The organism is Micromonospora gifhornensis (genome assembly GCF_016863515.1).
Taxonomy (GTDB): Bacteria; Actinomycetota; Actinomycetes; order Mycobacteriales; family Micromonosporaceae; genus Micromonospora; species Micromonospora gifhornensis.
The window spans coordinates 1-20,580 of record NZ_BOPA01000016.1; the positions used below are offsets into that span (position 1 = coordinate 1).

16 protein-coding genes are annotated in these 20,580 nt (G+C 71.9%); 1 reads left to right on the top strand and 15 read right to left on the bottom strand.

Features of this window, described 5'->3' with window-relative positions; translation table 11 throughout:
* Positions 1-149: 149 nt before the first annotated feature.
* Positions 150-863: a DNA alkylation repair protein gene (locus tag Vgi01_RS10470; RefSeq protein WP_204290882.1), complete on the top strand. Its 714-nt coding sequence runs from the start codon at positions 150-152 to the stop codon at positions 861-863.
* Between the two features lie 10 nt (positions 864-873).
* On the opposite strand, the gene Vgi01_RS10475 is transcribed toward Vgi01_RS10470, so the two are convergent.
* The 15 genes from Vgi01_RS10475 to Vgi01_RS10545 all read right to left on the bottom strand — a co-directional run bounded on the left by Vgi01_RS10475 (position 874) and on the right by Vgi01_RS10545 (position 20,580).
* A complete protein-coding gene (locus tag Vgi01_RS10475) occupies positions 874-1,500 on the bottom strand; it encodes a response regulator transcription factor (RefSeq protein ID WP_204290883.1) in 627 nt (208 codons plus the stop codon).
* A gap of 16 nt (positions 1,501-1,516) precedes the next feature.
* On the bottom strand, positions 1,517-2,686 hold the full coding sequence (locus tag Vgi01_RS10480; protein WP_102660533.1) for a sensor histidine kinase: 1,170 nt from the start codon (positions 2,684-2,686) through the stop codon (positions 1,517-1,519).
* Position 2,687: 1 nt separating this feature from the next.
* Positions 2,688-2,960, bottom strand: a complete 273-nt coding sequence (locus tag Vgi01_RS10485) for a TIGR04351 family putative TOMM peptide (protein ID WP_102660534.1) — start codon at positions 2,958-2,960, stop codon at positions 2,688-2,690.
* A 101-nt stretch (positions 2,961-3,061) separates the two neighbouring features.
* On the bottom strand, positions 3,062-3,400 hold the full coding sequence (locus Vgi01_RS10490) for a TIGR04351 family putative TOMM peptide (RefSeq protein WP_158244947.1): 339 nt from the start codon (positions 3,398-3,400) through the stop codon (positions 3,062-3,064).
* Positions 3,401-3,695: 295 nt separating this feature from the next.
* Positions 3,696-4,307, bottom strand: a complete 612-nt coding sequence (locus Vgi01_RS10495; protein WP_204290884.1) for a response regulator transcription factor — start codon at positions 4,305-4,307, stop codon at positions 3,696-3,698.
* The gene (locus Vgi01_RS10500) at positions 4,304-5,461 is read right to left on the bottom strand and encodes a sensor histidine kinase (RefSeq protein WP_204290885.1); all 1,158 of its coding nucleotides are present in this window, start codon (positions 5,459-5,461) and stop codon (positions 4,304-4,306) included. Before Vgi01_RS10500 ends, Vgi01_RS10495 begins: the two co-directional genes overlap by 4 nt.
* 99 nt (positions 5,462-5,560) lie before the next feature.
* Positions 5,561-6,319 carry an ABC transporter permease gene (locus Vgi01_RS10505; protein ID WP_102660538.1) on the bottom strand — a complete coding sequence of 253 codons (759 nt, stop codon included), beginning with the start codon at positions 6,317-6,319 and terminating at the stop codon, positions 5,561-5,563.
* Complete coding sequence (locus Vgi01_RS10510) at positions 6,316-7,239, bottom strand: ABC transporter ATP-binding protein (protein ID WP_204290886.1); 924 nt, start codon at positions 7,237-7,239, stop codon at positions 6,316-6,318. Before Vgi01_RS10510 ends, Vgi01_RS10505 begins: the two co-directional genes overlap by 4 nt.
* A complete protein-coding gene (locus Vgi01_RS10515) occupies positions 7,236-8,798 on the bottom strand; it encodes a SagB/ThcOx family dehydrogenase (RefSeq protein WP_204290887.1) in 1,563 nt (520 codons plus the stop codon). The genes Vgi01_RS10510 and Vgi01_RS10515 overlap by 4 nt, the downstream gene beginning before the upstream one ends.
* 29 nt (positions 8,799-8,827) lie before the next feature.
* A complete protein-coding gene (locus Vgi01_RS10520) occupies positions 8,828-11,092 on the bottom strand; it encodes a TOMM precursor leader peptide-binding protein (protein WP_204290888.1) in 2,265 nt (754 codons plus the stop codon).
* Between the two features lie 13 nt (positions 11,093-11,105).
* Positions 11,106-14,249 (bottom strand): DUF4135 domain-containing protein, encoded by a 3,144-nt coding sequence (locus tag Vgi01_RS10525; protein ID WP_102660542.1) that lies wholly within the window; start codon positions 14,247-14,249, stop codon positions 11,106-11,108.
* Positions 14,249-16,402, bottom strand: coding sequence for an ATP-binding cassette domain-containing protein (locus Vgi01_RS10530; RefSeq protein WP_204290889.1), 2,154 nt, complete (start codon positions 16,400-16,402; stop codon positions 14,249-14,251). Before Vgi01_RS10530 ends, Vgi01_RS10525 begins: the two co-directional genes overlap by 1 nt.
* Positions 16,399-18,642, bottom strand: coding sequence for an ATP-binding cassette domain-containing protein (locus Vgi01_RS10535; protein ID WP_204290890.1), 2,244 nt, complete (start codon positions 18,640-18,642; stop codon positions 16,399-16,401). Before Vgi01_RS10535 ends, Vgi01_RS10530 begins: the two co-directional genes overlap by 4 nt.
* Positions 18,642-19,346 carry a hypothetical protein gene (locus Vgi01_RS10540; protein ID WP_102660545.1) on the bottom strand — a complete coding sequence of 235 codons (705 nt, stop codon included), beginning with the start codon at positions 19,344-19,346 and terminating at the stop codon, positions 18,642-18,644. The genes Vgi01_RS10535 and Vgi01_RS10540 overlap by 1 nt, the downstream gene beginning before the upstream one ends.
* The gene (locus Vgi01_RS10545; protein ID WP_204290891.1) at positions 19,330-20,580 is read right to left on the bottom strand and encodes a cytochrome P450; all 1,251 of its coding nucleotides are present in this window, start codon (positions 20,578-20,580) and stop codon (positions 19,330-19,332) included. The genes Vgi01_RS10540 and Vgi01_RS10545 overlap by 17 nt, the downstream gene beginning before the upstream one ends.

The window sequence follows — 20,580 nt, forward strand, 5'->3', positions numbered from 1 at the left end:
CCCCCGTCGATCTTGCACTTTCTGTCGCCGCATAAGCCGCATAAGCTCACGTATCGGCGACCAGAAGTGCAAGATCGACGGGGCTGGGCGGGACGGGACAGACCCAGGGGACGGGGACGGGGCGGGGGAGAGGGGAGGCAGGGGTGGGGGTGGGGGAGGTTCGGGCGGCGCTTGCGGGGGTGGCGGATGCCGAGCGGGCGGCGGGGGTGAGTCGGTATCTGCAGATGGTGCCGGGTGGGTACGGCGAGGGGGATCGGGCCATCGGTGTCAGCGTGCCGGAGCAGCGGCGGGTGGCTGGGCGGTACTGGCGTCAGTTGTCTCTGGACGATGTGGCGACGCTGTTGGGTGGCGAGGTGCACGAGGAGCGGCTGACCGCGATCTTCGTCCTGGTGCGCAAGTTCGCCAAGGGGGACGAGGTGGAACGCGAGGCCATCTACCGGCTGGTGCTGGCCAACACGGAGCGGATCAACAACTGGGACCTGGTGGACTCGTGCGCGCCGTACCTCGTCGGGCCCTGGCTGATCGACAAGGACCGCGCTGTCCTCGATCAGCTGGCCGGCTCCGAGCTGGTGTGGGAGCGGCGAATGGCGATCATGGCGACCTTCGCCTTCATCAAGGCCGGCGACTTCGGGTGGACCCTGCGGCTCGCCGAGCGGTTGCTGGGCGACCCGCACGACCTCGTCCACAAGGCCGTCGGCTGGATGCTGCGTGAGGTGGGCAACCGGGACCGGGCAGTGGCCGAGGAGTTCCTGTCCCGGTGGCACCGGGACATGCCTCGGGTGATGCTGCGGTACGCGATCGAGAAGTTCGAGCCGGAGCGGCGACGGCAGTATCTGTCCGGTGTGCTCACCCCGTACCGGTGAGGTACGCCGGCTACAGCCAGCCCTTGTGGTACGCCACCCGGGCCGCCTCGTGCGGGTCGGGCGCCCCGGTCTTCGACACGGCGGCCACCACGTGCGCCTGGAGGGTCGCGCTCGACAGCCCGAGGACCGACCGCAGCGCCGCTACCGGCATGCCGTCGTGCAGCGCGGACAGGATGCCGCGTTCGCGCTGGGTCAGCGGGCCGGTTCGGGGACGTTCGGCCGGTCCGGCCGAGGCGGAACTGCTGTCGGCGAGTTCGATGTCGATGACCCGGCGTCCGGCGTACACGTCCCGGATGGCGCGGCACAGCCGGTCGCTCGGCGCGTCCTTGACCAGGAAACCGGCCACCCCGGCCTGCATGGCCCGGTCGAAGTTGCCCGGCGTGCCGACGCTCGTCAGCACCAGGATGCGGACCGGCGAACCGGCGTCCTTGAGCCGCTGGGCGGCGGCGATCCCGTCCATGCCGGGCAGGTCGATGTCGACCACCGCGACGTCCGGCCGGTGCTGTTCGATCTCGGCCAGGATGGTGTCCCCGCGCGCGGTCTCCGCCACCACGGTGATGTCGCTCTCCAACGACATCAGGGCCACCAACGCACCCCGGATGAGGTTCTGATCCTCAGCCACCAACACCCTGATCATGGCTTCTCCTCGGTTGTCAGCAAGGTACGAGCACGGTGAGGACGAATTCGCCGTCGGCGCGGTGCCCGGCGGTGAGGGTTCCGCCCAGCGGGGCCAGTCGTTCGGCCAGACCGGTGAGCCCGCTGCCACCGATGTCGTCGGTGGGTGCGGGGGAGGCCGCGCCGTCGTTGGCGACGTCGAGGCGTACCTCGTCGTCGGAGCGGTGCATGCTGATGCGGCAGCGGCTGGCGCTGCTGTGGCGCAGCAGGTTTGTCGCCGCCTCACGGACGGCCCAGGCGAGCACCTCCTCGACCGGTGCGGGCAGGGCCTCGGCAGGTGTCGCGACCTCGCACCGCACGCCGGCGGCGACCAGGACGGACTGCACGCCCTCCAACTCCCGTTGCAGCGAGTCGCGGCGGTAGCCCTTGACCACGGTGCGGACATCGCGCAGCGAGTCGCGGGCGATGCCGTATACGTCGTTGAGTTCCGACCGGGCGCGGACCGCGTCGCGATCGAGCAGTCGCAGGGCGAGTTCGCTCTTCAGCGCGATGGCGGAGAGGTTGTGGCCCAGGGTGTCGTGCAGGTCGCGGGCGAACCGGACCCGTTCCGCGTCGACTGCGAGGCGGGCGACCTCGGCGCGGGCGGTGAACAGTTCCTCGATGAACGCGACGAGCACGATGATGCCGGCCAGGGCGGCACCGGTGAGCACGTCCTGCACGGTCAGGAAGACGACGCCCGGGGTGTCGAGCATGATCCGTTCCACCGTGATCAGGATGAGCACCCCGATGGCCAGGAGCAGGCCGTAGCGGGGACGGAAGGTGACCGCCACGGCGGCGAGTGCCAGGAAGCCGATCACCTGCCAGTTCCGGTCGACGAGCACGGGCAGCAGCAGCACGATGCCGGTGACCAGCAGGGCGTCCTCACGCCTGCGGTTGCTCCACGGATGGCGCATGGCGTGGGTGACGAGCCGGATGAAGGCGGTGGCGACGACCGCGAAGCCGCCGGCGCCGACGATCACCACCCACCAGGAGCGGCGCTCGGTGACTGCGGTGACGATCGGCAGCAGACCGAAGCCGAGCATGACGACCGTGAAGACGTACGCGACGGTACGGGTGACCACGACCGCCCGAGCCCGGCGGACCTGCCCGGCGGCGGGCGATCCCGCGCCCGCCGCCGGAGTGATTGACTGAACGGTGCCGGAGGTCATCTCAGGCACTCATTCCGACACAGGCGCCGGGGCAGCTGACGGTGCCGATCGTGGCCATCGCCGCGCCGGCGGTGGTGCTCAGGTCCTCGACGGCGATCTCGCCCGGTGCGGGCGGCAGGTCGGGGATCTCGTCGCCGGCGCCGAGCACGATGCCGTACTCGGCCAGAACGGCGGTGGGGTCGAGCTGGTATCGATCGGCGAGGGTGGGATCGGACCACGCGTCGGCGACCAACCGAGCAAAGCGGGTGCGGTGTTCCGCCGGTACAGAGGCCATCGGTTTTCTCCCTTCCACGCGATCGGCTGGGGCGCCCCGCGCTGCCTGCCGCTGACGGGGGGCAGCAGGACAGGCTGCGCGGGACGCCGGCACCGGGTGGGTCAGTTGGCGATCGGCTCTTCGATGCTGAACGTGCCGGCGGTGCTGGCCGTGAAGGCGGTACCACCGATGGTGCTGATCGAGCTCGCGCTGCCCAGCGTGCCCTCGGCGGCGCCGGCCGCGACGGCCTCCAGCGCCTCCATGCTCAGGTCGCCGCTCGGCTTCGGCGGCAGCAGCGGCGGGGCGACCGCGGCGGGGTAGTCGATGCCGTGCTCGGCCAGCACCTCGTACGGGGTGTTCTGGTAGCGGTCCGCGAACTCGGTGTCGGACCAGGCGCTCGACACGATCTTGGCAAACTTCCGGCGGTCCTCGTCCGACAGGACGTAGATCCCTTCGGCCATGACGATCCTCCTCGTACCGCGCCGGCGGGGGCCGGCGCTTGGGGATGTGCGAGGAGCGGACATCTGGACTGTCCGCTGCTCCGGTGGACGCACGATTGCGGCACCGGGCCGCCTCCGGAGAGTCACCGGTCTGCTGCTCTCCGGCGGATCGGCCACACACATGGTGGCGTCAGGCGAGCGATCTCAAACAGTCATCATCGACACGACCTGTGCATGACGAGTGTCATGTGCAACCGCCGGACCGTGGACACGACGACGCCACCCTCGCGCGGTGCGAGGGTGGCGTCGGTCCTGGTCAAGCGCTGATCCAGCCCCGGTCGCGGGCAATGCGGATCGCGTCCACCCGGTTGCGGGCCCCGATCTTCGACATGATGGCCGACAGGTAGTTGCGGACGGTACCCGGTGCGAGATAGAGCTTCGCGGCCACATCGGAGACGTCGGAGCCCTTGGCGACGTGGGTGAGGACGTCTCGTTCGCGTTCGGTGAGCGGGTTGGGGCCATGGTGGAACGCCGCCACGACGATCTCGGAGTCGATCACCCGTTCGCCCCGGTGCACCCGTCGGATGGCGTCGGCCAACCGGGCCGGCGGGGCGTCCTTGGGCAGGAAGCCGGAGACCCCGATCAGCATCGCCCGGGCGATGTTCGCCGAGTCGGCGTGGCTGGTCAGCATGATGGTCCGGCAGGTCGGCAACTGTTGACCCAGCGCGCCAGCCGCCGCCAGGCCGTCGATGCCGGGCAGTCCGATGTCGAGTACGGCCACGTCGGGCCGGTGCGTCAACGCGTTGGGCAGGATCGCGGTGCCCTCGGCCACCTCCGCCACCACCTCGAGGTCCGGCTCCAGGGACAGCAGCGCGACGAGCGCACCGCGAACCATGTGCATGTCCTCGGCCAGCAAAATCCTGATCATCGGGTTGCCTCCACCATCGCTGCCTTCGTGGCCATGCTCGGCACGAAGACCACAAGTTCGAAAGATCCGCCACCGACCGGGCCGGCGTGCAGCTGCCCGTCCAGTTCGAGCAGCCGCTCCCGCAGACCTTCCAGACCGCTGCCCGCCGGATGCGGTGGTCCGGGAGGTACGCCGTCGTTGACGATCCGCAGCACGAGGCCGTCGTCCTGCGGTCGTAGGGTGATCGAGCAGTGCCGGGCGATGCTGTGCCGCAGCACGTTGGTGGCACCCTCCCGCAGGGCGAACGCCAACGGGGTGGCGGCGTCGGCCGGCAGAGTGTCCAGTGGCACGGTGTCCACCTCGCACTCGATGCCGGCCGAGGTGAGCACCGAGGTCACCCCGGTCATCTCACCGGCGAGCGAGACGCTGCGATACCCGGCCACCACCTCCCGGATGTCGCGGTGCGCCTCCCGGGCCAGCCCGATCACCTCGTTGATCTCCCGCTCCGCGGACTCCGGGCGGCTGTGCAGGACGGCGGCGGCCAACTCGCCCTTGAGCGCGATCGCGCAGAGCTGGTGCCCGAGCACGTCGTGCAGGTCGCGGGCGAAGCGCAGCCGCTCGACGTCGACGGCCCGGTGGGCGAGCGTGGCCCGCAGCCGGTGCACCTCCCACACCAGGGTCGCCATCTTCACGAAGCCGAAGACCACCGCGCCGGTCAACGCGACGCCGAGGGTGGCGTACGCGATGTCGCTGGGTTCCTCATGCACGAGCAGGGCGAACGGGATCTCCGCCAGCACCACCGCGAGGTAGGCGACGTAGGACAGCGGGGAACGCAGGGTGATCAGCAGCGAGGCGGCCAGGAAGGACGGCACGCCCAGCCACGCGTCGCCGGCCAGCGGGGCCGGCGCGTACGACAGGATCGCCTGCAACAGCAGGGTCCACGACCAGGTGACCGGCGGCTCCCCACGCAGCCCGTGCCAGGTGTGCCGGAACTGCAACAGCGCCACACCGGTCAGGGCCAGCAGGGCCAGCCCGGCGTTCGGCACCGGCTGCGTGGTGATCACACGGGAAGCGGGAATGCTCAGGTAGGCGATGGAGAGGAGGAAGACCAGCGTCTGGGCGGTCCGTACGGCGACGCCTGTCGTCGCACTCGCCGCATGGGGCGCACTGCCCACGTCGACCATCTCTAGTTACCCCCAAGCACTTGCCCGGAAATCCTCACATCCATCGATGGGGGCAACAACCAGCCGAACAGATGCCGTTATTCGACCGCCCTACCGCTTTCCTTCCCAGCGGAAGAACCGCCGGGTGGTGATCACACCCACCGCCCACCAGACCCCGAGCACCGCCGCGTCCCGGGGCAGCGCGCCGCCGCCGTAGAACGCCGCCCGGACCGCGTCGGCCAACGCGGTGACCGGCAGTAGTTCCGCGATCGTCCGTAGCCAGTCCGGGAAGACCGACAATGGAACGAATATTCCCGAGCAGGCGAAACAGGCGAACAGCACGGGAATGCAGAGAATCTGAGCGCTTTCGGCATTGGGGATGAGCGCCGTGTAGGCGGCCGCCAACACGGCGAACACCGCGGTCCCGTACGCCAGGGCCACCATCAGCAGGATCGGATTGTCCGGCGCCGGCACGCCCAGGGCGAGCAGCCCGATGGTCAGCAGCAACACCAACTGCAACCCACTGAGGACGTACGCGGTGAGCACGTTGCCGGCCAGGATCGACCGGTTGGACAGCTCGGTGCCGCGTAACCGTTTGAGGATCAACGCGTCCCGGCGGCTGGTCAACGTCACCACAAGCGTGGTGAACGTGGAGTACACGGTGATCATGGCGATCATGGCGGTCAGGAAGTGACCCCGGTAGGGCACCCCGTCCCAGTCCAGGCCCGCCGGCACGGTGAACGGGATGCTGACGCACATCGCCACCGGCACCAGGAACGTCGGCACCACCAGGGCCCGGTTGCGCCAGAACAGCCGCTGCTCCAGCCGCCACACCGCCACCGACCCGCCGACCACCGTCACCGCGCTCATCGGTGCCCCACCTTCTGCGGCACGGTCTCCACCGGACCGCGTTGCCGATCCTCGGTCAGCCCCAGGTAGACCTCTTCCAGGCTGGCCGGTCGGACCGCCACCTGCGGCAGCACCCGACCGCCGGCCGCCGCCCAGGCGAACACCTCGGCGGCCGTGTCGTCGAGCGTCCGGGTACGGATCACCACGCGACCGGCGGCGTACTCGGCCAGCCAGCCGGCGGGCAGATCCTCCGGCAGCCGGTCCGCGGCGAAACTGACAGTGCCCGTCCCGGCGGACAGCACGGTCGGCAGGTCGCCGGAGACCGTCAGCCGCCCGGCCTCCATCATCAACACCCGACCGGCCAGCCGCTCCGCCTCCTCCAGGTAGTGAGTGGTCAGCAGCACGGTCGTGCCGGCCTGCGCCAACCCCTCGATGACCTGCCAGGTGTTCTGCCGGGCCTGCGGGTCCAGCCCGGTGCTCGGCTCGTCGAGGAACAGCACCCGAGGCCGGTGCAGGATCGCCAGCGCCAGGTCCAGGCGGCGTCGCTGCCCGCCGGACAACCGGCCGACCCGGATCCGGGCCTGGGCGCGCAGGTCCACCAGATCGAGCACCTCGTCGCGGGGCAGCGGATCGCGGCCGAACCGGCGCCACGCCTGCACCGTCTCCGCCACTGTCAACTCACCGAGAAAACCGGCCTCCTGCAACATGATGCCGACGCTTCTGCGCACCGTCGCCCGGTCCCGGTACGGGTCGCCGCCGGCCACCCGTACCCGCCCCGACGTCGCCGCCCGGTGCCCGGCCAACACCTGCATGGTGCTGGTCTTCCCGGCACCGTTGCGGCCCAGCAGGGCCACCACCTCGCCGGGCGCCACCTGGAAGCTCACCCCTCGCACGGCGTGCACCGAGCCGTACGCCACCGTCAGCTCCTCCACCTCGATCATGACGGTTCCTCCGACGCGACGCGGTCGTGGCGGGCGGCGCTGAGCAACCGACCGGCCCGTCTCGCCCAGTCCGGGTCGTTGGCGCCGCGCCAGTTGGTCCGGCCCTGGTGCGGATCGGTGCCGTCGGCCCAGCGCGGCAGGCTGCCGAGCATGAATTCGCCGACCGACGACTCGACCTGCCAGTCCAACCCGAAGACCCGCGCCGACAGGTGGGCGTCGCCGCTGCCGAGGCCGCAGGGGGCCAGCCCCATCGCGGTCGCGACCAGGTACGCGGTCTGGTAGGCCACCCCGACGTGCTTGAGGGTGGCCGCGTACCCCATCGCGTCGTACTTCCAGGTCAGACGGCCGAAGCGGGAGGTGAAGGTGATCAGCGCGTCGGGGGTGGGGGTGCCGCCGGTGGCCTGCGCGGCACCGGCGAGCAGCCCCTGGATCAGCGTCGGATCGTCGCAGACCTGGACCAGCCGGTGTTCCCAGGCGTCGTAGTGGTAGGCGGCCCGCGGCAGACCGGCCACCCGGTGCGCGGTGACGTAGATTTCCAGGTCGCCGGAGGCACCCCCGGTCGGGTACGGCCGGTCGACGCCCTCGTACGGCATCCGGTTGTCGTGGTCGGGCCCGTACACCGATCGCACCCGACCGACCCGGTAGAGGAACTCGCCGAGTTGCGCAAGCGTCATCGGCTCGACACCGAATCCCCGCACCGACCGACGGGCCTCCTGCACCAGCACCAGCGGCGGATCGGTGGCCCGCAACGCGTCGAAGTCCGGTCGGGGCAGTGCGACGGCCGGGCCGTCCGGGGCCGGTTTGACAGGCGGCAGCGGTGGTCGTACGTCGACGAAGGGGAAGGTGGCCCCGAACGACTCGTCGGTGCGCCCGCACCGGCTGCGGGAGTGGAAGTACAGCTCGTGCGGGTCCCACTGGTCGGCGGCCGGGTCGACCGCGTCGGTGAGCTGCGCGGCGGCGAGGAAACCGACCAGGTGCCGGATCGCGGTCTCGTCCAGCCCCAGCCGGACGGCCAGGTCCGCCACGGTGCGCGGCTCGGTGAGCGCGCCGACCAGGGCGAGCGCCTGCTCGTGCAGCACACTGACCCGAAACGGCGCGAGCCCCGACTCGACCACCATCCGGCCGTCGCGGCGGCGCAGCAGCGCCAGCCGGGACAGCGCCACCGCAGCATTGCCGGTGTACGGGCGGTGGGTGAACCGCAGGTCGCCGGTCAACGCGGTCACCCGCAGCCAGCCCGGCTCACCGGCCGGACCGATCTGCTGCTGCAGCGCGTTGCCGATCCGGTCGAGCAGCCAGTGCAGCCGGGCCAGCACGGCGATCTCGTCGTCGGTCGCGGTGGCCCCCGCGGTGGCCAGCGCCAGCCGCTCCAGGTCGGTAGGTGTCACCTCGGTCGTGGCGAGGGCCTGCAGCACCGCGACCATCGGCCGGTCGCGTTGGCCCACGGCGACCCGGCCGAACCGGGACCACAGGGTGAGCTGCCCGCCGCCGGGGGTCAGCCGGCTCGACGGGTCCAGCCGCAGGAGTCGCTCGTACGGCCGGGTCGACTGTGTCAGGGTCATCGCACCCCTTTCAACAACCATGGACGGGGTCACAGGAACATCGGAATGGGATTGAGGGCGTCCTCGGGCGTGGCCTGGTCGAGCCAGCCGAGCCGTACCGGTACGTCGTAGAGCCGCCCGGCACCGAACCGGGCCCAGAAGTGCCGCATGCCGGGCACGATCACCTTGACCACCGGCAGTTCCAGGTCGGGCCGGGTCTGGTCGAGCACCAGCATCTGCATGCCGGCCCGCTCGACGAGCCCGCGTACGGTGTCCACGTCGGTCTTCAGGTCGTCGGAGGCCAGGTTGCGGTGCGTGGTCGCGGTGGACACCTGCGCGGCCGGCGCCAGGTAGCCCTCCGAGGCCAGCGTGGCGTGCCGCCACCAGCCCTGCTGGACCGGGTCCGGGTAGGCGTAGCCGCTGCCGTCGGGCTGCACGTCGATGACCGCCGGCAGGAACTGGTTCATCTCGCTGAGCGCCCGCTGCACCGCGGTCTTCGCGTCCAGGTGGGCGCCGAAGGCCATCAGGATGTCCTCGGCCGGCTTGTCGGTGCGGCGACTGATCGCGGCGGCCACCGGAATGCCGAGGTCGGCGGTCAGATCCAGCACCCACAGCTCGCGGTTGAGCCCGGCGTAGACCTCGCGGAACTCGTCGAACCACGGCTCGCCGAAGCTGTCCAGGTCGAACCGCGGCATGGTGAGCCGGTTGTACCACCACAGCGCGACGCTGTCGCGTTCGACAAGTTCCAGGAAACCCTGCAGCACGGCGTCCTCGATGCTCGACCCGGCGGCGTTGCCGTTGGAGCAGGCCGACGCGAACAGCTCACCGGGCCGGCTCGGGTACTGGAAGTACAGGTGCGCGGTCGGCACGTGGAAGTGCCGCTCGTGGGTCAGCGACCAGACCGGACTCCACTCGATCGGCCGGTCGGCCGGCAGCGGGTCGCAGACGATCTGGAAGCTCGACCGTTGCGCCGCGTTCCACGCCACCCGGTTCTCGTGCTGCCGGGGGCTGTAGAGCTGCAAGTCGTTCGGGGCCAACGCCCGGTCGCCCAACTCCGCCAGGGTGGCGGTGATCCGGGGTTCGTCGCCGACGAACAGGCCGCTGTAGCGTTCGATCGCCTCGCAGATCGCGCTGGCCCGGGCCTGGGTGTCGGTGGTGCCCTTGCCGGCCGCCATGCTGCGCAACCCGCTGCGCAGATGCCGCAGGTTGTGCACCCGGCGGGCGAAGTTGTGCCCGGCGTAGTACCCCTTGACGAAGTCCCGGCCGGTGGCGAAGGGACGCAGTTCCCGTACCACGCCGGTGACCGAGCTGACCTGCGGCGAATACCGGGCGAGCACCTCGTCGGGCCGCTGGGCCCGGTGGCCGCCGTCACCGGTGTAGGTCTTCGCCCGCGACTGCAGGCGTACCGGTGCGGCGAACCGCCGGGCGACCAGTTCCGGTTCCCCGCAGGACGGGCACTGCGGGCGGCGGTGCAGCGGATGCCGCTGGGTGTCGAAGTAGATCGTGTCGAGGGTGAGGATGCCGTCCTCCTGCTCGGTGCCGAGGCCGGCGACGTGCTTGACCGCCTCCAACGCGGTGAGCCGCGCACCGATGTCCCGGGTGGTCGGCAGGTCGGCCAGCGGCACCCGCAGCGGGCCGACGTGTTCGAGCTTGTCGCGCAGGTACTCGTCGACCTGCCGGTGCCCGGCCAGCCGGAACGCCACGCACGCCCAGCAGCCGTGCTCCCGGCTCGCCGGCTTGAACGTCGGGCCGATCCACAGCACCGAACCGACCGGCTTGGTGAGCAGCCACGGGCGACCGCTGCGCAGCGCCGCGTCGTTGAGCTCGGCCAGCTCCGGGTTGAGGTAGTTGTCGGTGGCCACCACCGACAGGTCGACCGGGCTCGCCGGGCCGGCGCCCACCGGCGTGACCCGCAGACCGGCGGCCTCGAGCGCGGCCAGCAGCGGCTCCGGGTCGACCTCGCCGACGACCGACAGGCCGACCGTGGCCGCGGCGAGCCTGTCGGCGACCACCTCGGCGCTGGTGCCGGCCATGTCCCAGAAGGCCGATTCACGTTGCGGCAACTCCGGGTCGACCCGCAGCACGACCCCCATCCGGACCAGCCGCTCGATGAGGTAGAGCACCCGCTCCGGCGGTTCGTCGGCCAGGGCGTCGAGCACGTCGTCGACGTCGTGCTTGCCATCCAGCAGCGGCAGGACCCGCTCGGTCAGCTCGCCCTCGATGACCTGGTGGCCACGCTCGGAGAACACGTACACGGCCTCGCCGGGCAGGTTCTCCACGCGCAGGTTGCGGCGTACCCGTGGACGGATCGTCATGGCATATCTCCCGTCAGCTCATCGTGCGAAGCGAGGTAACGTCCTCTTCGGCCAGAGCCAGGCAGGCCAGCCCGGCGGCCGCGAGACCGTCCACGGCGGACAACTGGGTCCGGTCGGCGCGCCGCCGGTCCGGGAACCAGCGTCCCTGGCTGGCGCGGCGGCTCAGCAGCGTACGGGCGGCGGCGTGCGCGGCCGTGTGCTGCTGTTCGTCTCCGTCGCCCCGCCAGGCCGCCAGGCCCAGCTCGATCCGGTCGAGCAGGTCGACGCTGGACGGTGACCCGGTCGGCGTCGGTGGCTGCGCCTGCGCGGGCCGGGCCCGGCCGAGCGCCGCCGAGGCCACCGTCGCCGCCAACCGGCCCCCCGGCGTGGACCCGACGGCCGGCGCCAGGTGCTCGTCGTCGAGGCTCAGGCCGTGCCGCTCGGCGTAGCGGGCCAGCGCCATCGCCACCCCCGGCGCCCCGGACGGCAACGCGTCGAGCAGCGCGACCCCGGCCGGGTAGACCGCCGGCACTCCGCGCGGCAGCTCGGTGAGGAGCTGCTCGTACAGGCTGGCGGCCAACTCGTCGGCCGCCGCGCAGGGCTGCGCCTCGGTGAGCTTGAGCAGGGCCAGCAGCAGCCCGGCCCGGCCGGTCACCGGGTCGGCGACGCTGGTGCCGGCGGCCAGCAGGTCACGGGCGGTGGGCACCAGGCTCTGCGCCTGGGCCAGCAGCTGCGGGTCGCCGATCACCTGCCCGCAGCGGGCCAGTGCGTAGATGGTCGCGCCGATGCCGACGAACCCGCCGACGGGCTGCCGACCGCCGGCCATCCGCCGGTAGAGGCTGGCCTGCCCGGCGACAGTGGTGAATTCGGTGGTGGCGGCCAGCGCGTCCTGCGCGAACGCCCAGTAGGTCGGCTTGCCGGTGGTCTGGTAGAGCTCGGCGAGGAAGACCGCGATCCCGGCGGTGCCGGTGAGCAGGTCCCCGTGCAGCGGTTCGAGTTGGTCGAGCCCGAACGCCGGGTAGTGGACCGCACCGACCCAGCCGTGCTGCCCGTCGCCGACCGGTACGGCGGCGGCGATGATGTCGTCGGCCGCCGCGCAGGCGCCCGCCAGGAGTTGACCGTGGTCGACCTCGGCCCGGAACGCCTTCGGGTGGTAGACCGAGATGCCCAGCAACGCCGGGTCGCGGCGACCGTCGGGGTCACCGGGCGGCGGGGCCCAGATCGGCCGGCCGCCGGAGGCGAAGTCCAGGCAGGCGGCCAACGCCTCCTCCGGCATCGGCGTGCCGCACTCGGCCCGTTCGACGAGTTCGTCGAGGCGGTCCCGCAGCCGCTGCCAGGCGGTGCCGGAGAAGTGGTTCTCAACCCGCGAGCCCTCCGGGGTACGGACCGTCGAGGTCATCGGCTCGGACTGGAACAGCGGAATGTCCAGCCGGCGCAGCGACTCGATCTCCCGCTCAATCATCTCCAAACTGTCGGTGCGGCGCGGGTCGGTGTGCAGCACCTCGCGGGCGCCCCGGAACAACCGGGCCAGCACGATCTCCCGGGCTACCCCGTCGGTCAACGCCAGCGGCCCGGACGCAACCTGGAGCATCGTCAGGTAGTCCCAGGTGCTGCGCCAGATGTAGCGGACCCGGGCCTGGGACAGCAGGTGCAGGGGACCACGTTCGGCGGCCAGCGCCCGGGCGTTGGCGACCAGGCAGGCGTCCATCTCGCGGTAACCGGTCAACACGTCGTCGGCGTGCGCCGCCGGGTCGACGTGACGGCCGTCGACGATCGGCCGGTACGGCGGCGGCTCCCACCCGTCCGGGAAACCGTCGGAGTCGACCGCCAACTGTTCCTGCATCGGCGCGCAGCAGCCGATGTCGTGTGCCCGCCGGCCCGGCATCCCGATCCTCGGGTACGACACGACGGCGGTCTTCGCGACGCTCTCCTCGATCTCGTGCCAGAGCGCCTCGGCGCGCGGGCCGAGCAGCACCGGCTTACGCATCCGGCCCTGAAGCACGTTCTCCAGGTCGATGAACATCGGCCGTTCACCGATGGCGATGAGGTTGTCCGCCCACAGGTCGCGGCACTCCAGCAGCTGCGCCAGCCGGGTGAGCATGCCGAGCCGTCGGTAGAAGCGGGCCGGGTCCTCGCCGCTGACGCAGGGCCGCGCCACGACGTACTCCTCCCAGCCGTAGCCGTCGCGCAGCAGCACCCGCCGGGTCGTCAGGTCCAGCGGCAGCCCGTGGGTGTTGAGGAAGGTCAGCACGTCCATGAAACCGGCGACGCTGCTGAGGTCCTTGGGCTTGTAGACGACCCGCTGGCCACCGGCGAACGACAACAGGCTGACCGTACGGCCGCTGTCGTGCAGGTCACCGGAGTCACCGGAGTACGAGGCGAGGGCGCCCGGGTCCGCCCAGGCCCACAGTTCCCGGCGCAGCATCGGCAGGTCCTGGTGCAGCCGGTCGAAGATCTCACCGACGGCCCGCTTGTAGTTGAGGCAGGTCACCCCGATCAGGTACGCCAGACCCGGCAGGCTCTCCAGCCGGCCGAGCCAGCCGAGCCGGCTGACGTCGATGCCGGCGCGCCCGTACCAGTTGACCGGGGTCGCCGCACCGTCGGCGATCTGGAGTTCGAAGCCGAGCGCGGCGTGGCACACCTTGATCAGGCGTTGCACCAGTTGCCCTGTGACGTCGTCGGCGGCCTCCGGCGTCAGGGCGACCCCACGCAGGTTGTTCTGCCGCAGCCCGGTCAGTCGGATCGCCGCCCGCTGGAAGGAGACGAACACCCCGCCGACGAGTTCGGCCGCCGGGTCCTGTGCGGCGGTGGGTGGCTGGGCGAGCAGGAAGTCCACCAGGGCGTACGCCCAGTCGGGCAGCTTGCCCGGGTCGCGGACGACCACGTCGACCAGGCCGGCGCCGAGGTCCCGGTTGGTCTGCTGGCGGTGCAGCAGCAGGGCCCGCAGGGACACGTCGTCGTCGGCGACGGCCGAGCGCAGCCAGCGCTGCGACCGTTCGGCGAGCTTACGACGCCCGCCGGTGCGGACCGGAGCGAAGTAGACGCCGGCCTCCCGCTCGTCGAACGGCGCGGCCAACGCGATGACGTTGAGCAGTCGTTCGTCGGCACCGCCGAGACCGAGCAGGGTGTCGGGAGCGGACATCGCACCCAGACCGAGGGATGCACTTGTTGTGGTCATCAGGTGACCTCCTGCCTGGCGACGAGTCGAGCGAACAGCGGTGCGGTGGCGACCAGATGGTCGAAGGTGCCCTCGGCCACGATCCGTCCGTTGTCCAGCACGTAAATGCGGTCTGCGGCACGGATGGTGCTGAGCCGGTGGGCGACGACGATCCGGGTGACGGCGAGATCGGCGATGCGGTCGGTCACCTTGCGTTGGGTGATGTTGTCCAGCGCGCTGGTGGCCTCGTCGAGCACCAGCACCGGCGGCTGCTTGGCCAGCGCGCGGGCCACCATCAGCCGCTGGATCTGACCGCCGGAGAAGGCCTTGTTGTCCTCGCTGACCATGGTGTGCAACCCCATCGGCATGTCCCGCACCTCGTCGGCCAGACCGGCCAGCCGCAGGGCCTGCCAGATGGCTTCGTCGGTGAGGTCCTCGGTGCCGGCGGCGACGTTGTCCCGGATCGAGCCGCGTACCGCCCGGGCCTGCTGGAGCACCACGCCCAGCTGCGCGCGGACCGCCCGTACGTCCAGCTCGGACAGGTCGCGCCCGTCGTAGCGGACCGCGCCGGAGCTGGGTGGGACGAGGCCGAGCAGGAGCCGGATCAGGGTGGACTTGCCGGCCCCGGACGGGCCGACGACGGCGATGAACTCACCCGGTTCGGCGGTGATGCTGACCCGGTCGAGGACGGGCCGACCGGTGCCGGGATAGGTGAAGGTGACCTCGTGCAGCTGCACCCGACCCCGCAGCCGCCCAGGATCCGCCGCGCCCGGCGCGACATCCGGCGGGGCGGTCAGCACCGGCACCAACCGGCGGTACGCGGCGACCAGGGAGAACGCCGAGATCACACCGCCCTGGAGCATGCCGACCGAGGCGGCGAACTGGCCCACCGCGATGCTGGCCGCGACGAAGGTGCCGAGCGCGACGTCCTGGCGCAGGGCCACCACGATGCCCAGCGTGGCCAGCAGGATCGGTTGCAGCGCCGCCGAGCAGGCCGCCACCCGCGCCTGCCAGCGCAGCGTCGCCGCGTCGGTGGACCGCTGCCGGGCGTATCGCTGCGCCCAGCCGGCGAAGATCCGCTCCTCCCGGGCCGCGACCTGGATCTTCTCGATCGCCAGCAGGGCGGTGTGCAGGAAGCCGGCAACGGCGGCGAACGCCTCCCGGTTGGCCAGCTCGTGGCGCTGTTGCCGGATGGCCGCATAGCTCGCCGCGGCCATCAACAGCACGGTCGCGCCGAGCACACAACCACCGACCACCGGGTCGACGAAGATCAGTGCGGCCAGGCTGACCAGACCGAAGGCGCTGCCGAGGACACCGGCGGCGACGCTGTCGGACAGCGCCTTGCGCATCTCGGTGACCGAGTTCGCGCGCTGCACCAGGTCACTGGTGCCCATCTCCTCCAGCGCGCGCAGGTCCCGGCTGAGCAGGTGACTCCAGACCGCCGGCTCCAGGCGGAGCTGCAACCGCCCCTGCAACCGGACCAGAGCGGCGTTGCGGGCCGAGAGCAGCAGCGCGTTCGCCACCACGAAGCTGGCGATCAGCGCGGCCAGGCTCCACAGCAGGTGGCCGCCGACACTGCCACCGGCCACCCCGGTGATGATCCACGCCGACAGGAACGGCAGGACACCACCGATCAGCGCGGCGAGCAACCCGGCAGCCAGCAGGAAACGCAGGTCGGGCCCGGTGCCCTGGGCGGCGAACCGGAGCAGGTGACGGGTGGTCACCGGTTGCCCGGCCGACAGTGGAGGGTAGACCTGCCAGGCGGTCCGGCCATACTCACCGGCGTCGGCCGCGGTGACCCGACGCCCGTCGGCGGTGCGGTAGCCGCGCCGGGCCGGCAGGAGCGCCACGGCCGGACCGGAAGCCGGGAAGACGATCAACGGTGCCGCACCGCGCCGGTACCAGCGTCCGTCGAGCCGTACCTCGGTCCAGTGCAGACCGGCGGCGCGCAACGCCGTGACCAGCCCGGTGCCGGGGGTGGGCGGCGGTAGGTCGTAGTGGGCGGCGAGGATCCGCGCGGCGTCGTCGTCCGGTCGCTCGGGCCGTTCGGCGGCGGCCGCGGCGAGCCGCCGCCAGGCCTCGTCGACCGCGGCGAGATCCGCGGTGGCCCGGCCGACGACGGTGTCGGACCGCTCAGCGGTCAGCGTGTCCATGATCGGGTCGACGGTGGTCATGCCGACCGCCCGTCGGTGGCCAGCCGGCGGTAGACGCCGTCGGTGCCGATCAGTTCCGCATGGGTGCCGCGTTGCACGATCTCACCCCGTTCGAGCACCAGGATCAGGTCGGCGTCCCGCACGGTCGAGATCCGGTGGGCGATGAACATGCAGGTGACCCCCCGTCGGCGAAGTGCTTCCAGGACCGCGAACTCGGTGGTCGCGTCGAGCGCGCTTGTCGCCTCGTCGAGCACCAGCAGCGGCGGGTCGGCCGCCAGCGCCCGGGCCAGTTCCAGGCGCTGCTGTTCCCCGCCGGAGAGGTTGCGGGCGTGTTCGTTGACCGCGCCGTGGTCCAGGCCACCACGCTGCTCGACCAGGCGGTCGATGCGGGCGTCGACCAGGGCGGCCCGCAGCCGCTCCTCGGGCAGGGTCGGATCCCACAGAGTCAGGTTGTCGCGCAGGTTGCCCTCGAAGAGTCGCAGCTGCTGCTCCACGTAGCCGATCGACGCGGCAAGCGTCCGGCGGGAGTAGCTCTCGCGGGGCCGGCCGTCGAGCAGCACCGCCCCGCTCCACGGTTCGGCCGCGCCGACGGCCAGCCTGGCCAGGGTCGACTTGCCGCTGCCGCTGACACCGACCAGGGCCACCCACTGGCCCGGCTCGACGGCGAACGAGATGTCCCGGACCAGCGGCGGGCGGTGCCGGTCGTAGCCGAAGCTGACTCGGTCGAACTCAATGCGGCCGGAGAGCCGGGCCGGCTGGGCGGGTTCCGGCGGCGCGTCCGGTGCCAGCACGGTGGCACGGGCCGGATGCGGACTGGCGGCCAGGGCGTCGTCGATCACCGAGACGTGCACCCGGGTCACCTGGATCTCCGAGCCCAGCCCGACGAGCAGCCCGAGCGGGGCGAGCATCGCACCGCCCACCAGTTGGGCGGTGAGCAGCGTACCGAGGTCGATGCGGCCGGCGGCGACGTCGTGCGCGCCGACCAACGCCAACCCGGCCAACGCGGCCGGGCCGACCGCCGCGCTGAGCGCCATCACCCCCAGCGTCGCCGAGGCCAGCGCGTTGGCGGCGTCCAGGGTCCGGCCGGCGGATCGCGCCCAGGAGGCGAAGAGCCACCGCTCGGCGCCGTCGGCCTTTACCGACTCGATCATCTTGAGTCCGCTGTGCGCGGTGCTGTCCCGCCGCAACTGCTCGAACAGCAGCCGCTGCTGGTGCGGGCCCGCCCGCCGTCGGACCACGTTCAGCAGCACGATCTGTGCCGCCATCGCCAACGACATCACCACCAGCAGCCGGGGTGCCAGACTGCCGATGAACAGCCCGTACCCGGCCACGGTCACCGCGGCGGCGGCGGGCAGCACCACCCGCTCGGACAGCGCGATGGCCAGGCCGTCGTTCATCTGGGTGCGATTGACCAGGCCGCTGAGGTGCCGGCGGTGGAAGAACTCGCCGGGCAGCCGCAGCAGCGCGGTCAGGTAGCGGCTGGAGAAGCGGGTGGCCATCGCCGCCAGCGCGGTGGCGAAGATCCGCTGCTGGGCCCATCCGGCCAGCGCGGCTAGCATCGCACCGCCGACCAGGATCGCCAGCAACGCCGGCCGCCAGGCCAGGTCGCCGAGAATCAGCACCCGGTTGAGCACAGCCCGCATGGTCAACGAGGCCAGCAGGGTGGGCACCGCGGCGACGCCGCCGAGCAGCGCCCCGGCGAGGATCATCGGCGCGTACGGTCGGATGCGCTGCGCCACCGCGCGGGCGAACGGCCAGCGGTCACCGCCCGGCTCGAACTCCGGTGTCGGCGTGGCGACAAGTACCGGGCCGTTGGCTCGGGTGGCGAACTCGGCCGGGGTCAGCGGTAGCCGACCGACCGCCGGGTCGTTGATCCAGGCCCGACCGCGTCGGACGCCCTCCAGCACCGCGTAGTGCCGGCCGTCGAGGAACACCACCGCCGGCACCGGCACCCGGGCGGCCATGTCCAGGTCGGAGGTCTCGATCCAGCGTCCGGTGACCTTGAGTCCGTAGCCGGCGGCGGCCCGCGCGAATCCGGAGGCGGTCATCCCGTCCCGACCGACCCCGCAGCGGTCCCGCAGTTCGGCGAGCGGCACCCGTCGGCCGTGGTGGCTGAGGATGATGCTCAGGCAGGCCGCACCGCAGTCGGCGTCCTCCATCTGCGGCGTCTCGACGGTGCGTACGGCCCGCTGCCGGCGTGGCTGCGGCTGCGGTTCCTCCGACGGTGGCGTCGTGGCCTGGCTGTCGGCGAGCACGACCATCAGCGACCACCTCCGAGCAGCACGTCGACGGGCCGTTCGGCACCGACGATGAGGTCCAGCCGGATCGGGGTCAGGGTGGCGCCCGGCCAGGCCGACACCCCGAGGTCGACAAGGACCGGCCGGACCAGCCGCTCGTCGTCGTGTCCGGGCAGTCGCGCGATGCCGTACCGGCCGGCGAGATCGGCCGTGCTCAGCGGGTACGCCTCGACATGGGTGACGGTGCCGGTCAGGCCCGCGCCGCGGACCTGCGTCCCGGCCGGGACGGCGGCCGGCTGACCGGCGTCGAGCAGCAACAGCGCGGACAGCCGCTCATCGGCGCGGTCGACGACGCCGAGGGTGGCACCGCCCTTGACCTGCGTGCCGGGGCGGGCGGTCAGGGTGGTGAGGATCCCGGCCACCGGGCTGGTCACCGTCACCGCATCGTCGTCGTCCCCGCCGTGCAGGGTCAGCAGCACCTCTCCGGCCGCGACCGGCCGGCCGACGACCGCGCTGACCGACGCGACCGTGGCCGAGGCCGGTGCGGTCACCAGGGCCGGACCCGCACCGGCCAGCAGGATGCCGTCCAGCGACACCGTCGACTCGATCCGGGCGACCACGGCCCACGTCGTGCCGGCGCCGAGCGCCAGCAGCACGGCCGCCAGCAGGGCCCAGCTACGCCGAGTGGTCAGGCGTACGACGTCGTCCAATTCACCGGCTCGTGGCATGGAGCCTCGCCTCCGCTCGCCTCGACAGGGGCTCGCCGGCCGGCGTGACCGTCACCGGCAGCGAGTCGTACGTGTTCAGGGCGGCGGTGTGCCGCCGCCGGGCCGGACCGGGTCCCGCCCGCAGGTGCTCGTACGCAGCCAGTTGTCGCAGCACCTCGGCGGCCTGGACCCGGGCCATGGCCGCGCCGAGACAGTGATGCGGCCCCCGCCCGAACGCGAGATGACGACCGGCACGGCCGGCCCGGAACTCGTCGGGATGCGCGAAGACGGCCGGGTCCCGGTTGGCCACCGCCCAGAGCAGGAACACCGGATCGTTGGCCTCGATCACCTGACCATCCACCTCGATCGGTGCGAGCGCCCGCCGGGCGGCCAGCCACACCGGGCTATCGAGGCGCAGGCACTCGTCGACCACCTCCGGGGCGTGGTCGGGCTCCCGGCGCAGCCGTGCGGCCAGCTCCGGGCGGCGCAGCAGCTGCGCCACACAGATCGAGATGGCTGCGGTGGCCGTCTCCAGACCGTTGATGAACAGCAGCACCACGAACGAGACGAACTCGTCGTGGCTGAGCCGGGCATCGGCGCCCTGGGCGGCGTCGAACAGTTCCGCGACGAGGTCACCGCCGCGATCGCGGCGGTGCGCGGCGAGATCGTCGATGAACCGGGTCATCTCGTCGACCTGGCGATGCACCTCGGCCAGCTGGTCGGCGGACTGACCGAAGCGGAACAGTTGGCCGGTCAGGGTCCGGGCCCACGCGTCGACCCGGGACCAGTGCTCGGTCGGCAGGTCGAGCAGCCGGCAGGTGGTGAGCACGGGCAGCCGCTCGGCGATCGCCAGCACCACGTCGAACTCTGCGTCGCCGGCCTGCGCGACCAGGTCGGCGACGAGGTCGCGGACGGTCTGTTCGAGGGCGTTGGTGCGGCGGGCACTGAACGCCCCGGACACGAGCTGCCGCAGCCGCCGGTGGGCCGCACCGTCGCGGAAGCTGAGCATCCGACCGAAGATCGACTCCAGTCGTTCCGACTGGGTCAGGGGCAACGGCGGGTCGCCGGCCCGCGGGTCGATCACCAGTCGCGGGTCACCGGCCAACCTCGACACCTGCTGGTAGCCCGACACCAGCCACAACCCGGCGGTACGCAGAACAGGCGCCTCGGCGTGCAGGCGCCGGTAGAGGGTCGGGTCGTCGCGGGTGGACGGGTCGAGCAGCAGCGCGTGCCCTGCCGAGGGCAGCCCGGACAT

Coding starts and splice junctions, on each gene's coding strand:
- Vgi01_RS10475 (WP_204290883.1), bottom strand. CDS start 1,500: ATGATCAGGGTGTTGGTGGCTGAGGATCAGAACCTCATCCGGGGTGCG.
- Vgi01_RS10480 (WP_102660533.1), bottom strand. CDS start 2,686: ATGACCTCCGGCACCGTTCAGTCAATCACTCCGGCGGCGGGCGCGGGA.
- Vgi01_RS10485 (WP_102660534.1), bottom strand. CDS start 2,960: ATGGCCTCTGTACCGGCGGAACACCGCACCCGCTTTGCTCGGTTGGTC.
- Vgi01_RS10490 (WP_158244947.1), bottom strand. CDS start 3,400: ATGGCCGAAGGGATCTACGTCCTGTCGGACGAGGACCGCCGGAAGTTT.
- Vgi01_RS10495 (WP_204290884.1), bottom strand. CDS start 4,307: ATGATCAGGATTTTGCTGGCCGAGGACATGCACATGGTTCGCGGTGCG.
- Vgi01_RS10505 (WP_102660538.1), bottom strand. CDS start 6,319: ATGAGCGCGGTGACGGTGGTCGGCGGGTCGGTGGCGGTGTGGCGGCTG.
- Vgi01_RS10510 (WP_204290886.1), bottom strand. CDS start 7,239: ATGATCGAGGTGGAGGAGCTGACGGTGGCGTACGGCTCGGTGCACGCC.
- Vgi01_RS10515 (WP_204290887.1), bottom strand. CDS start 8,798: ATGACCCTGACACAGTCGACCCGGCCGTACGAGCGACTCCTGCGGCTG.
- Vgi01_RS10520 (WP_204290888.1), bottom strand. CDS start 11,092: ATGACGATCCGTCCACGGGTACGCCGCAACCTGCGCGTGGAGAACCTG.
- Vgi01_RS10525 (WP_102660542.1), bottom strand. CDS start 14,249: ATGACCACAACAAGTGCATCCCTCGGTCTGGGTGCGATGTCCGCTCCC.
- Vgi01_RS10530 (WP_204290889.1), bottom strand. CDS start 16,402: ATGACCACCGTCGACCCGATCATGGACACGCTGACCGCTGAGCGGTCC.
- Vgi01_RS10535 (WP_204290890.1), bottom strand. CDS start 18,642: ATGGTCGTGCTCGCCGACAGCCAGGCCACGACGCCACCGTCGGAGGAA.
- Vgi01_RS10540 (WP_102660545.1), bottom strand. CDS start 19,346: ATGCCACGAGCCGGTGAATTGGACGACGTCGTACGCCTGACCACTCGG.
- Vgi01_RS10545 (WP_204290891.1), bottom strand. CDS start 20,580: ATGTCCGGGCTGCCCTCGGCAGGGCACGCGCTGCTGCTCGACCCGTCC.